This is a genomic window from Kyrpidia tusciae DSM 2912 (assembly GCF_000092905.1).
In the GTDB taxonomy this organism is placed as follows: domain Bacteria; phylum Bacillota; class Bacilli; order Kyrpidiales; family Kyrpidiaceae; genus Kyrpidia; species Kyrpidia tusciae.
Window position 1 is genome coordinate 3327260 of the sequence record NC_014098.1, and the last position, 12912, is coordinate 3340171.

The window sequence follows — 12912 nt, forward strand, 5'->3', positions numbered from 1 at the left end:
GGCCGGCGGTCGAGTCTCCGGGCGATCGCTTACACCGCGATATCCTGTTCGATTTTCCATGTAAAATATCGGGTTAACAAGGAGACGGCAATGTCGATGGCCCGTTCATCGGGGTTCATGCCGGCGCTGTGCAGCCCCTCGGGGCTGTCGACGCCGAGCCAAAACATAAACCCGGGAATCGTTTCGAGAAAATACCCGAAATCTTCGCCCGTCATGGCGGGCTCGCAGGTTATGACCTTCACCCCGCCTTCCCGGGCGGCCCAATCCATGAACTCCCGGGTCAAATCCGGCGTGTTGTACACCTGCCGGTAGTTCGCCCCGTAATCGATGGTCGCCCGACAGGAGAACCCCTCTTCAATCCCCCGGACCAGCGCCTCAATCCGCCCTTTCATCCGGGAGAGGGACTCGGTGGAAAGCGCCCGGATCGTCCCCTCCAGGCGCGCCCGCTCGGCGATGATGTTCTGCTTCGTCCCGGCCTCCATCCTCCCGATGGTCACAACCCCCGCATCCAGGGGGTTGAGGTTCCGGGCCACCACGGTCTGCAGTTGAACGAGCAGATGGGCGGCCGCCACCGCCATATCTTTTGCCCGGTGGGGAAAGGCCGCGTGGCCGCCCTGGCCGATGAGGTCGATAAACAGCTCAGAGGTGCCCGCGAACAGCGTCCCTTCCCGCAGCGCGATAGTCCCCACGGGATACTCCGGCGCCACGTGAAGGGCGATGATCCAGTCGGGCGTCCACCGCGAAAACTCCGGACTTTCCCGCATGGGCCGGGCACCTCCCGGCCCCTCCTCGGCAGGTTGGAACACCACCACCAGATCGTCCCGCACAGGGTGGTGTACGAAGTGTTCCACCACTCCCAAGGCCACGGTCATGTGGACATCGTGGCCGCAGGCGTGCATATAACCGGGACGCTCAGAACGAAAAGCCAGGCCCGTAGCCTCCTCCACCGGAAGCCCGTCCATGTCCGCCCGGTAGCCAACCACCCGCCTGGGGGCCGTGCCCTTGATCCGCACCAACACGCCGGTGCGCCACGTCTTTACGTCGATACGGGATGCGGGCAGCCGGGCGAGGACATCGAGGATATAACGCTGGGTTTCAAACTCCTGAAATCCGGGCTCGGGAATGCGGTGCAGATCCCGGCGGATCGCCTGCAGGTCGAGAGCCCCCGGGGTCACAGTTGCCGCAGCTCCTGCTTAATCTCCGTTTTCGCCCGGGTTTGTTCGTCGATCTGCTTGATGACCCGGGCCGGAGTCCCCGCCACCACCGTGTGGGGCGGAACGTCTTCGATCACCACCGCGCCGGCCGCCACCACCGCGCCCCGGCCCACCCGGATCCCTTCCAGAATCACGGCGTTCGCCCCGACCACGACATCATCCTCCACCACCACGGGCTTGGCGGATGGAGGTTCCACCACCCCGGCGATGACGGCACCGGCGCCGATGTGGCAGTTCTTTCCGATGATCCCTCGACCGCCCACCACGGCGTTCATGTCGATCATCGTACCCTCCCCGATGACCGCCCCAATGTTGATCACCGCCCCCATCATGATCACGGCTCGCTCCCCGATCTCCACCCGGTCCCGAATGATGGCTCCGGGCTCGATCCGCGCCTGGAGCCCCTTGGTGTCAAGGAGGGGAATCGCAGAATTCCGCCGATCACTTTCCACCACCCAATCGGTGATGCGATCCTGGTGAGCCGCAAGAACCTCTCGAAGCTCGTCCCATTCCCCGAACACCACACCGACGTCTCCGGAGATGAACGCTTTCGCCTCCGGCCCGAAATCGATTCCATCCAGCCGGCCTTTGAGGTAGACTTTGACCGGCGTGCGTTTTTTACTGTTCTGGATAAACGCGATGATTTCCTTCGCGTCCATTTCCGCTCACTCTCCTTTACCCTCGGGTCGATCCTTCCGGGGTGCAGACCCCGCTCCCATGACCCCGAGCCAAATGAGGAGGATTCCGGCCAGTTCGCTGATCGGCAGGAGCGCCGGGTGCCCGGTCTTGGCCGCCGATCCCGCGGCACTGAGGATGACCGCCCCGAGGGCGATCAAAAGCCCCGAAGGCTGCCGGGTTTTCCACCAGGACCACAGGGGGCCGACAATCAGGATCACTCCTCCCACCATGGACAAAAGCAAGGGATACCAATTCCGGATCGCTCCGGGCATGGCCTGCCCGCCGATGGCAGTTCCCGCCCCGCGGAATCTGGTCATATCCAGGGGGCCTAAGCTGATAAGATGCACCAGAAAAACCAGAGACACCCCCAACACATATCCGGTGAAGGCCCGCCGAGCCCACCCCCGGCGGCCCTTTCCGAGCAGATCCACCTCGCCCGCCGCCATAGCCGCCACCAGCACCAAAGCGGCATAATAGTAAACTTTATAAATCGGAGAAGTCCATCCCCACACCAAGGCGTACCCTTCAGTAAAGGCCGCCGCGGTGTAGAGAAGGAACGAAGCGGCCCACCAAAAATGGTGGGCGCCGCCCCGTTCCGCCCACCGTTTGATCATCGAACCGGCGAGGCCCAGCGACACCACCGCTGCGGCCCACGCCACCCCTGCGGTGATCGGCACCACCGCCGCCTCCTTTGTGCTGATGTTCTCGATCATCGGCGAAGACTCAGACCTGTACCTGAGGCGGAGGAAGCCCCGCCGCACGTTGTGGCAGGGCCCGGGGAGTCGGCCGGGGCTCAAGGAGTGGGCCGGTTCCCCCAGTCAGCCAGGAATCGCTCAATTCCCAGATCGGTCAGCGGATGTTTGACCATCTGCTCAAGCACGGCAAAGGGGGCCGTCGCAATGTGAGCCCCGGCCAGGGCGGCCCGGGTCACATGCATGGGATGCCGAATGCTGGCGGCGATGATCTGCGTATCCAGGCCGTGAATCCGGAAAATCTCCGCCACCTCCCGGATCAGGGCGATTCCGTCGTACCCGATATCGTCCAGCCGGCCCACGAAAGGGCTCACGTAGGACGCCCCGGCCCGGGCGGCCAGAAGGGCCTGGTTGGTGGAGAAAACCAGGGTCACATTCGTCCGAATCCCTTCTTTGGCAAAGGCGTGGGCAGCTTTCAAACCTTCCGCGGTCATCGGCACCTTGATGACGATGTTCGGGGCCACAGCCGCTAGTTTCCGCCCTTCCTCCAGCATGCCCTCGGCATCCAGGGAGAGAACCTCCGCACTGATCGGGCCGGCCACCAGCCCGGCGATTTCAACCAGAGTTTCGACAAAATCCCGGCCTTCTTTGGCGATGAGGCTGGGATTGGTGGTCACCCCGGACACCGCCCCCCAGGCGCTGACCCTGCGGATCTCGTCGACATTGGCACTGTCGATAAACAGCTGCACCCGAATCCCCCCTGTACAATGGGCGGCATCGCATCGCCTCGGCGACTACGCTTTGCCGTTGCTTCCGAACAGGCGAATCTTCGCCTTGACCGTCTCCTTAATGGCTTGACGGGCGGGCCCCAGGTACTTGCGCGGATCGTAGACTTCCCGGTCCGCGGCAAAAATCTCCCGAACCTTGGCCGTAAAGGCTTCCTGGTTCTCGGTGTTCACGTTGATCTTGGCGACCCCGAGGCTGATCGCTTTCCGAATATCCTCGTCGGGAATCCCGGAACCTCCATGGAGGACAAGGGGCAGTTTGCACAGGTCCCGAACAGTGGCCAAACGGTCAAAATCCAGCTGGGGCTTGCCTTTGTACCGGCCATGAGCCGATCCGATGGCCGGCGCCAAGGCGTCGATTCCCGTCTCCTCCACCAGCCGCTTCGCTTCTTCGGGGCGCACCAAACTCGCCTCCCGCTCGTCGACGGTGAGCTCGTCTTCCGTACCGCCGATCCGCCCTAACTCCCCTTCCACCGACACTCCTAACACTTTACAGGCATCCACAACCTGCTTGGTCAGGCGAATATTCTCCTCCAAGGGATGATGAGAGCCATCGATCATGATGGAGGACCATCCCCGGCGCAAACACTTCAGTACCCACTCGTAGGAACTGCCGTGATCGAGGTGAAGCACCACCGGAACCGTGGCATTGCGGGCAGCCGTCAGGGCGATGGCCGCCGTGTAGTCGATGCCCATGTACTTGATGGCCCCTTCACTGGTTCCCAAGATCACCGGAGACCGCTCCTCTTCGGCGGCCTCCATAATCGCCTGGGTGAACTCCAGGTTGTTGATGTTGAACTGGCCCACCGCGTACCCGTTGCGAAACGCGTCGTCCAGCACTTCTTTCAATGTGGCCAGCGGCACCCAACATCCCTCCCACTGTAAAATATCGTCCAATCCATCGGCTGCCATGCCCGTTCCTTGCCATTATATCACGGGTTTTTTTCACCTGTCGCGTCTGGGCGACCCCGGCGCCGACGTATGTAGGGACGACCTTCAGTTCAACTGATCCCTGATCACCTGCCGGATTACTTCGATGTCGAAGGGTTTGGTGAAATGCGCCACCACCCCCAACTCATCCGCCTCTCTCACCAAGTCGAGTTCGCCGTACGCTGTCATCATGATGACCTTCACCGCCGGGTCGATGTCGCGGATGTGGCGCAGGATCTCCAGTCCATCCATCCCCGGAATCTTCATATCGAGGAGGATCAGATCCGGCCGCTCATCTTGAACAATTTGCAAAGCTCCTGGTCCATTCGCCGCTTGATAAATGCTGTAGCCGTCTTGTTCCAACAATTCTTTCAACAGTACTCGGATCCCGAATTGGTCGTCCACAACCAAGATTTTCTTTGAAGACACGGCCTTTCCCCCTTTCGACATCTCCCTGCTGGTCAATATTTCGCTTCTCAAGTGTAAAATCCTTCATGACACGATTCGACATCACATCTCTTTTTTCGACAATCCCGTTAAGTGAAGAAAATTCCAAATCAATCGTCCGAATAAAATATCCCCCTCCCGTTTTGGGAAGGGGATAGGAGTTCGGCGGGCTCAAACCCCGGTGGCCGTGGAGGAAGCCCGCCGTTCCTGCCGGTACCCCATCGCAGCCCGGATAAATTCTCGAAAAAGAGGTTGAGGCCGGTTTGGCCGCGATGTGAATTCCGGATGAAACTGGGTTGCGACGAACCACGGGTGATCCTTCAACTCAATGACCTCCACCAGCCGCCCGTCCGGCGAAGTGCCCGCCACCACCAATCCCGCCTCGGTCAACGCATCCCGGAAAGCATTGTTGAATTCGTACCGGTGGCGGTGGCGTTCAAAGACCACCGACTCCCCGTAAGCCGCGTGGGCTTTGGTTCCGGCCCTGAGATGGCACGGATAAGCGCCCAGGCGCATCGTGCCGCCCTTGTCGGTCAGGCCTTTTTGTTCCGGCAACAGATCGATGACCGGGTGGTCGGTGGACTCGTCAATCTCTGTGGTGTGCGCGTCCTCCCACCCGAGCACGTTTCGGGCATATTCCACCACCGCCAGTTGCATCCCCAAACAGATTCCGAGGTAAGGAATGCGATTCACCCGGGCATACTCTACGGCGGCAATCTTTCCTTCGATTCCGCGGTCGCCGAACCCTCCGGGTACGAGCACTCCGTCCGCCCCTTCGAGGAGTTCTTCCACATTGTCCGGAGTGACCTCCTCCGCCGAGATCCAGCGGATATCCACGGTGAGATCATTGGCGTACCCGCCGTGGGCAAGGGCTTCCGCCACGCTGATATACGCATCTCGAAGGCTGACGTACTTTCCCACCAGCGCAATGTTGACCTGTCCCCTGAGATTTTTCACCCGTTTGACGAGATCGATCCATTCCCCCATCTCCGCCGGAGGCGCATCCAATTTCAGGTGCCGGACCGTAATCTCGTCGAGGCCCTCCTCCTGAAGCATCAGGGGGACGTCATAAAGGACCACTGCATCCCGGGCCTCAATCACAGCATCTACGTCCACATCGCAGAATAGCGCGATTTTGCGCCGAAGCTCCTGGGAGAGCGGATACTCGGTTCTGCAGACGATCACATTGGGGCTAATGCCGATGCTGCGCAGTTCCTTTACGCTGTGCTGGGTGGGTTTGGTTTTGAGTTCTCCCGAGGGCCGCAGATACGGGATCAAGGTGACATGAATATACATGACGTTGTCCCGGCCCACATCGCTGCGGATCTGTCGAATGGCTTCAAGAAAGGGCAAGCTTTCGATGTCCCCCACCGTGCCCCCGATCTCCGTGATCACCACGTCCGCCCCGGTGTCCCGCCCGGCCTGGAACACCCGTTCCTTGATCTCGTTGGTGATGTGGGGGATGACCTGAACCGTTCCCCCCAAGTAATCGCCCCGGCGTTCTTTTTGGATGACAGACCAGTAAACTCGGCCGGCGGTCACATTGTTGTTTTGCGATAAACTGATGTCAATAAATCGTTCATAATGGCCCAGGTCCAAATCGGTTTCCGCCCCGTCGTCGGTGACGAACACCTCCCCGTGCTGATACGGGCTCATGGTCCCGGGATCCACATTGATGTAAGGGTCGAACTTCTGAATGGTCACTTGGAGTCCCCGGTTTTTCAGCAATCTCCCCAGGGAGGCGGCGGTGATCCCCTTGCCGAGAGACGACACGACGCCGCCGGTGACAAAGATATATTTCGTCATTCTTCATCCTCCCAGGCCGCACGGCACAGAGAAAAAGCCTGATTTGCATCAGGCGTCGTCTCAACCGTTTCCCATACTTTACGTATGGTATCCTCTCGCCCCCGCAGCGTCAAGTGAAATCGGGCGAAATTCAATAATCGTCCTCGCTGTCTTCAAAGTCCAAGTCATCACTGTCGTCGATCTCGCCGTCATCGGGTTCCAAATCATCCAGTTCCTCGAACTCGTCCACATCTTCCTCGTCCGGGACCTCATCTTCGGATTCCTCATCCTCGACTTCGTCGATCTCCACCAGTTCGAGTTCTTCGTCCTCTTCTTCCTCGTCGTCCACGACCGCGGCGGCCTTCTTGCCAAGGCTGCGGTCTGCGGTCTTATCGGTGGGGTACCAGCGTTTTAATCCCCAAACGTTTTCGCCCAAGTGGATAAACCGCCCGTCCACGTTGATGTCCGTGAACAAGCGGGCAATGACCTCATCCAGTTCCTCGTCGGAGAGGCCCTTCAATTGCGCCACGTCGGCCAACAAGTCGCGGTAGTGAGCCGGCGTGCCCCCTTCCCGCAAAACTTCGTACGCCAAGTCAACGAACGACGCTTCTTCCAGACGTTCGGGATCCCATCCTGCTACGGCTTCCCCCGCCATCGGCGATCCCCCTTTCCCATCGGAACTCTTGTAACCGAATGCGGCGATTGGAACGGTTCACTGCATACAGAAGGAAATTATAACACACCGCCCTCCGCCCTGCCAGCGGAAAAGTCCACGGAATGAACAATCTCGTCCACCACGCCCTCGAGGCCCCGCTTCCCGTCTGCCACCTCTTCCAAAACCCTTTCCCAATCCGGCCGCGCCGCCTTCCATTGTAGGAAAGCCCTCTGAACCCGGGCTTGCACTTGGTCCCACACAGCGTCTTCCAGGCGCCGCAACCGCCGTTTTCGGCCTTCCCCGCTCTCTTCCAGATAAGTCCGGTGGCGAAGGATTTGTTCCCACAGGTCCTCCAGCCCCCGTCCTTCCGATGCCGAAGCGGCGAGCACCGGGGGCCGCCACCCCCCGCGATGGGCTAGGTCCACCATGTAGCGAATGAGGCGGACCGTCCGATCGGCCCCGGGGAGGTCGGCCTTATTGACTACGAAAATGTCGGCAATCTCCATGATCCCCGCCTTGAGCATCTGAACCTGGTCCCCGCCCGCCGGGCTCAGTGCGAGAATGACCGTGTCCACCGCATGAACCACGTCCAGTTCAGACTGCCCGACCCCCACGGTCTCGGCGATGACCACATCGTAACCGGCAGCATCAAGAAGATCCAGTACATCTTTCGTTGATCGGGCCAATCCCCCGAGGCGGCCCCGGGTGCCCATGCTTCGGATAAAAACCCCCGGATCCAAGGCATGATCCACCATTCGAACCCGATCTCCCAGCAGGGCCCCTCCGGTAAACGGACTGGTGGGATCCACCGCCACCACCCCGACCCGATGACCCGACCCCCGCAACACCCGGATCAAGCGGTCGGTGAGTGAACTTTTCCCCACCCCCGGGGGCCCCGTCAAACCGATTCTGTACGCTCCCCCGGCCACCGGGCGGAGGGCGTTCAGAAGCGCCGCGGCCTCGGGAGCCTCATCCTCCACCCACGTGATCGCCCGGGCGATGGCCCGGGGATCCCCGGACCGAATCCGTTCAACCCATCGCTCCACACTTTGCGGCACCTTGGACACCCCTCGCCCCGAACTCAATCCCGCAACAGTTCCCTGGCCACCACCATGCGCTGAACCTCGTTGGTCCCCTCGTAGATCTGAGTGATCTTCGCGTCCCGCATAAACCGTTCCACGGGATATTCGCGGATATACCCGTACCCGCCGAAGATCTGGACCGCCTCGGTGGTCACGTACATGGCCGTATCGGAGGCGTACATTTTCGCCATCGCCGAGGCCTTGCCGTAGGGCAGCCCCCGATCCTCCAGCCAGGCCGCCTGATAGGTCAGCAGCCGCGCCGCCTCCACCCGGGTAGCCATATCGGCCAGTTTAAACTGAATCGCCTGAAACTGTCCGATGGACTTGCCGAACTGCTCCCGTTCTTTCGCATGAGCCACCGCGGCCTCCAAGGCACCTTGAGCAATCCCCACCGCCTGGGCGGCGATTCCGTTTCTCCCACCATCCAGGGTCATCATGGCGATCTTGAATCCGAACCCTTCTTCGCCCAGCCGGTTCTCCGCCGGGACGATGCAATTATCAAACACCAACTCCATCGTTGGAGAGGACCTTAGGCCCATTTTCTTTTCTTTTTTGCCAAAATGAAACCCGGGCATCCCCTTTTCTAGGATAAATGCCGAAATTCCCCGGTGGCGCTTTTCCCGGTCGGTGGTGGCAAATACCACGTAGATATCCGCTTCCCCACCGTTGGTGATGAAAATTTTGCTCCCGTTCAGTACGTAGTGATCTCCTTCGCGAACGGCCGTGGTCCGCAAATTGGCCGCATCGGTGCCCGCTCCGGGTTCGGTCAACCCATAGGCCCCGATCTTCGTCCCTTCAGCCAGGGGGCGCAGATACTTCCGCTTTTGCTCCTCCGTCCCAAAGCGATAGATGGGCCACGAAGCCAAACTGGTGTGCGCCGAGATGGTCACCCCGGCCGACGCATCTACCCGAGACAGCTCCTCAACGGTAATCACGTAGGTCAACATGTCGAGACCGGCGCCGCCGTACTCCTCCGGCCAGGGGATACCCGCCAATCCCAACTCCGCCATCTTGTCAAAAATCCCTCGATCAAAGCTCTCCTGTTCATCCCGTTCCGCCGCCCCGGGTGCCACCACTTCCTCGGCAAAGGCCCGGACTGCTTCCCTCATCTGTTCTTGTTCCTTGGTCAGAACAAACTCCATCTCTCCATCCCCCTTGCGATCATTGCGCCGACCCGAGTACGTGTTTGGCCACGACCATGCGCTGGATCTGGTTCGTCCCCTCGTAGATCTGGGTCACTTTCGCATCCCGCATGTAGCGCTCCACGCCGTAATCTTTGATATAGCCGTACCCTCCGTGAAGTTGCACCGCATCGACAGTCACACGCATCGCCGTATCCGAAGCGTACAATTTCGCCATCGCCGCTTCTTTGGCGCAGGGGAGTCCCTTGGCCCGCATGGTCGCCGCCCGGTATACCAGTAGCCGCGCCGCTTCGATCTCTGCAGCCCGGTCCGCGAGGATAAATTGCACCCCCTGAAAATCCCCGATTCTCCGGCCGAATTGTTGTCTCTCCTTGACATAGGCCCGGGCGAGTTCCAAGGCTCCTTCTGCGATCCCCAGAGCTTGCGCTGCAATGCCGATTCGCCCGCCGTCCAACAACGACATGGCTACGCGATACCCCTCCCCTTCACCGCCGAGCCGAGCACTTTCGGGAACCCGACAATCTTCAAAGATGAGTTCCGTGGTCGCTGACCCATTCAGTCCCATCTTGCGCTCTTTTTTACCGATAATCAATCCCTGATTGTCCGCTTCGACCAAAAATGCGGTGATCCCGCGCCGCCCGGCTTCGGGATTGAGATTCGCAAAGATGAGGTACAGATCGGCCTCGCCGCCGTTGGTGATAAATACTTTTTGTCCGTCAATCCGATACCCTCCCGGTTCTCGACGGGCCCGGGTCGTGATGGCCGCGGCGTCTGAACCCGCCTGGGGCTCGGTCAAGGCGAAGGCGCCGAGAAGCCGCCCTGAAGCCAACCCCCGGAGGTATTTATCTTTCTGGTCCTCTGAGCCGTGGTACAACACGGACAGGGCCCCCAGAGAGGTGTGCACCGCCAGGATCACGGCGACCGTCGCGGATACTTTTGCCACCTCCTCAATGGCCAGCACGTAAGAAACAAAATCCGCCCCCACGCCCCCCCACTCTTCCGGGATCGGAATCCCGAGAAAGCCAAGATCCGCCATATTCTGAATGATATCCCGGGGAAACCGATCTTCTTCGTCGATTTGCGGGGCCCGGGGGCGAATCACCTCTTCGGCAAACCGCCGAACGGCGTCCCGGATTTCCTGTTGTTCCTCGGTCAGTGAAAAGTTCATGCCCCATCCCTCTCTCTGTACTTCACATTTCCCGATCCAATCGAATCCTGACTGAACGCTCGTTCACTTCGCCGGCGCAATCGGTTTTTGTGCCCTGCCCGCAGCAGGTTCCCTACCCCGGCCGTCGGAAAAAGGCGCGCCCCGGTCCCGGTGGCCAGGAGGTCCGCCGGGTCACCGGGACCGCCACGCTGAACCCCCAAGGCCCTCACGGTCTGACCGGCCCGCATCCCGTTTCAATTTACTGATCGTATCGATAGAATCCCCGGCCGCTCTTCTTTCCCAGCCACCCCGCGTTGACATATTTTCTCAACAGGGGACATGGCCGGTACTTCGGATCCCCGAGGCCTTCATGAAGGACTTCCAGGATGGCCAAACATGTATCCAGGCCGATAAAATCCGCGAGCTGCAGGGGCCCCATCGGGTGGTTGGCCCCGAGTTTCATGACCGTATCCACATCTTCGGGGGCTGCCACCCCTTCATATACGCAGTAGATCGCCTCATTGATCATGGGAAGGAGGATGCGGTTCGCAACAAAGCCGGGGTAATCGTTCACTTCCACAGGAACTTTCCCCATCTGCTCAGCAAGCTCTTTCACCGCTGTAAAGACATCATCCCGGGTGGCGAGTCCCCGGATGACCTCCACCAGCTTCATCACCGGGACGGGGTTCATAAAATGCATCCCGATCACCTGCTCCGGCCGCTTTGTGACGGCGGCGAGCTCGGTAATCGGCAGGGAAGACGTGTTCGAGGCGAGAATCGCCCCGGGTGGGCACAGCCGGTCGAGGGTTTCAAAGATACCCTTTTTGATCGTCAGGTTTTCCGTCGCCGCTTCCACGACGATGTCCACCTGAGCTCCGTCTTCCAGGCGGACGACGGGGTGAATCCGATCCAGGACCCCCTGGCGCTGATCCGCCGTCATGCGCCCCTTTTCCACCTGGTGATCCAAGTTGGCGCGAATCCGCCCGAGCCCCTTTTCCACCAGGGCTTCAGAAATATCCTGCAGCCATACTTCAAGCCCCGACTGAGCAGCCACTTGGGCGATTCCGCCGCCCATCTGCCCGGCCCCGACCACCAACATCCGCCCGATATTCGCCATGAATGCCCATACTCCTTTCTCAAACCTCGATCAGAATCGCGTCTCCTTGGGCCGCCCCGCTGCAGATCGCGGCAACGCCAAGGCCCCCACCCCGGCGCCGAAGTTCATAAATGAGGGTCATGAGAATCCGCGCCCCGCTGGCTCCGATGGGATGCCCGAGGGCCACGGCGCCCCCATTGACGTTGACCTTCTCCTCCAGAACGTCCGGGGACATCTCCAAAAGCTTGGCGCTTGTCAACACCACCGCCGCAAAGGCCTCATTGATTTCAAACAGCCGGATGTCCTCCAGGCGCCGCCCGGCTTTTTTCAGCAACTTCTGGATTGCCAGCGCCGGGGTGGTGGCAATGTACGCCGCTTCCGCCCCCACCTCGGCGTGGCCGTGGATCACGGCGAGCACTTCTTTGCCTTCCGACCGGGCCGTCTCCTCGTCCATCAAAACCAGAGCTCCGGCCCCGTCGTTCACCCCCGGGGCATTGCCCGCCGTCACCGTCCCATCCTTGGTGAAGACCGGCGGCAGAACCGCCAGTTGTTCCAGACTGGTGTTTCGCCGGGGCGCTTCATCCTGTTCCACCCGGCGGACACCCCGCTTCTCCTGAACCTCCACCGGTACGATCTCCTCGCCCAGCCGGCCGGCGTCCATGGCTGCCACCGCCCGGCGGTGACTGCGCAGCGCCCATAGGTCCTGGTCTTCCCGGGAGATCCCGTACTCACCGGCCACTCGGCTGCCCAAGGCCGCCATGTGCACGTCGTGAAAGGCACACCAGAGTCCATCGTATATCATGAGATCCACCATCCGCCCGTGACCCATGCGCAACCCTTCCCGGGCTCCAAAAACGGCATAAGGAGCCTGGGACATGCTCTCCATCCCGCCGGCCACCACGGCGCGGGCGTCCCCGGCCCGGATGATCTGGTCCCCGAGGGTCACCGCCCGAAGTCCCGAAGCGCACACTTTATTGATCGTCTCCGTCGGGAGCTCCCAAGGAAGTCCCGCCAGCCGGGCCGCCTGTCGGGACGGAATCTGACCCGCCCCGCCCTGAAGCACCATCCCCATAATGAGTTCGTCCACCTCATCCGGGCCCACCCCCGCCCGGTCCATCGCCCCGCGAATCGCCGCGGCGCCGAGCTCCACCGCTTTTTTCGCCGCCAGTGCCCCGCCGAGCTTGCCAAAGGGCGTCCGAGCCGCCCCCACCACCGCTGTTCGCCGTGCCACCCGCCATCTTCCTCCTCCGAAACGCAAA

General features: G+C 60.9%; 13 protein-coding genes. All 13 read right to left on the reverse strand.

The window, feature by feature from the left end; genetic code table 11:
• Positions 1 to 29: 29 nt before the first annotated feature.
• Positions 30 to 1175 carry an N-acetyldiaminopimelate deacetylase gene (locus BTUS_RS16235; RefSeq protein WP_013077152.1) on the reverse strand — a complete coding sequence of 382 codons (1146 nt, stop codon included), beginning with the start codon at positions 1173 to 1175 and terminating at the stop codon, positions 30 to 32.
• Complete coding sequence (gene dapD, locus BTUS_RS16240; protein WP_013077153.1) at positions 1172 to 1873, reverse strand: 2,3,4,5-tetrahydropyridine-2,6-dicarboxylate N-acetyltransferase; 702 nt, start codon at positions 1871 to 1873, stop codon at positions 1172 to 1174. The genes BTUS_RS16235 and dapD overlap by 4 nt, the downstream gene beginning before the upstream one ends.
• A 6-nt stretch (positions 1874 to 1879) precedes the next feature.
• A complete protein-coding gene (locus BTUS_RS16245; protein WP_041304519.1) occupies positions 1880 to 2605 on the reverse strand; it encodes a hypothetical protein in 726 nt (241 codons plus the stop codon).
• 80 nt (positions 2606 to 2685) lie between these two features.
• Positions 2686 to 3333 (reverse strand): fructose-6-phosphate aldolase, encoded by a 648-nt coding sequence (fsa, locus tag BTUS_RS16250; RefSeq protein ID WP_013077155.1) that lies wholly within the window; start codon positions 3331 to 3333, stop codon positions 2686 to 2688.
• 45 nt (positions 3334 to 3378) lie between these two features.
• Positions 3379 to 4233 (reverse strand): class II fructose-1,6-bisphosphate aldolase, encoded by an 855-nt coding sequence (locus BTUS_RS16255; RefSeq protein WP_013077156.1) that lies wholly within the window; start codon positions 4231 to 4233, stop codon positions 3379 to 3381.
• A 132-nt stretch (positions 4234 to 4365) separates the two neighbouring features.
• A complete protein-coding gene (locus BTUS_RS16260; RefSeq protein WP_041306527.1) occupies positions 4366 to 4749 on the reverse strand; it encodes a response regulator in 384 nt (127 codons plus the stop codon).
• Positions 4750 to 4917: 168 nt separating this feature from the next.
• Positions 4918 to 6552 (reverse strand): CTP synthase, encoded by a 1635-nt coding sequence (locus tag BTUS_RS16265; protein ID WP_013077158.1) that lies wholly within the window; start codon positions 6550 to 6552, stop codon positions 4918 to 4920.
• Positions 6553 to 6682: 130 nt separating this feature from the next.
• Positions 6683 to 7186: a DNA-directed RNA polymerase subunit delta gene (gene rpoE, locus BTUS_RS16270; protein WP_013077159.1), complete on the reverse strand. Its 504-nt coding sequence runs from the start codon at positions 7184 to 7186 to the stop codon at positions 6683 to 6685.
• A 77-nt stretch (positions 7187 to 7263) separates the two neighbouring features.
• Entirely contained in the window at positions 7264 to 8244 is a 981-nt protein-coding gene (gene meaB, locus BTUS_RS16275; RefSeq protein ID WP_013077160.1) for a methylmalonyl Co-A mutase-associated GTPase MeaB, read from the reverse strand.
• 23 nt (positions 8245 to 8267) lie between these two features.
• The gene (locus tag BTUS_RS16280; RefSeq protein ID WP_013077161.1) at positions 8268 to 9410 is read right to left on the reverse strand and encodes an acyl-CoA dehydrogenase; all 1143 of its coding nucleotides are present in this window, start codon (positions 9408 to 9410) and stop codon (positions 8268 to 8270) included.
• A gap of 19 nt (positions 9411 to 9429) precedes the next feature.
• Positions 9430 to 10578 carry an acyl-CoA dehydrogenase gene (locus BTUS_RS16285; RefSeq protein WP_013077162.1) on the reverse strand — a complete coding sequence of 383 codons (1149 nt, stop codon included), beginning with the start codon at positions 10576 to 10578 and terminating at the stop codon, positions 9430 to 9432.
• 238 nt (positions 10579 to 10816) lie between these two features.
• Positions 10817 to 11674 (reverse strand): 3-hydroxybutyryl-CoA dehydrogenase, encoded by an 858-nt coding sequence (locus BTUS_RS16295; RefSeq protein ID WP_013077163.1) that lies wholly within the window; start codon positions 11672 to 11674, stop codon positions 10817 to 10819.
• Between the two features lie 19 nt (positions 11675 to 11693).
• On the reverse strand, positions 11694 to 12884 hold the full coding sequence (locus tag BTUS_RS16300; RefSeq protein ID WP_013077164.1) for an acetyl-CoA C-acetyltransferase: 1191 nt from the start codon (positions 12882 to 12884) through the stop codon (positions 11694 to 11696).
• Between the last annotated feature and the right edge of the window lie 28 nt (positions 12885 to 12912).

Excerpts from the sequence above, each read along its gene's own strand:
- BTUS_RS16260 (WP_041306527.1), bottom strand. The coding sequence starts at position 4,749 with ATGTCGAAAGGGGGAAAGGCCGTGTCTTCAAAGAAAATCTTGGTTGTG.
- BTUS_RS16295 (WP_013077163.1), bottom strand. The coding sequence starts at position 11,674 with ATGGCGAATATCGGGCGGATGTTGGTGGTCGGGGCCGGGCAGATGGGC.
- dapD (WP_013077153.1), bottom strand. The coding sequence starts at position 1,873 with ATGGACGCGAAGGAAATCATCGCGTTTATCCAGAACAGTAAAAAACGC.
- BTUS_RS16245 (WP_041304519.1), bottom strand. The coding sequence starts at position 2,605 with ATGATCGAGAACATCAGCACAAAGGAGGCGGCGGTGGTGCCGATCACC.
- rpoE (WP_013077159.1), bottom strand. The coding sequence starts at position 7,186 with ATGGCGGGGGAAGCCGTAGCAGGATGGGATCCCGAACGTCTGGAAGAA.
- BTUS_RS16280 (WP_013077161.1), bottom strand. The coding sequence starts at position 9,410 with ATGGAGTTTGTTCTGACCAAGGAACAAGAACAGATGAGGGAAGCAGTC.
- BTUS_RS16265 (WP_013077158.1), bottom strand. The coding sequence starts at position 6,552 with ATGACGAAATATATCTTTGTCACCGGCGGCGTCGTGTCGTCTCTCGGC.
- BTUS_RS16285 (WP_013077162.1), bottom strand. The coding sequence starts at position 10,578 with ATGAACTTTTCACTGACCGAGGAACAACAGGAAATCCGGGACGCCGTT.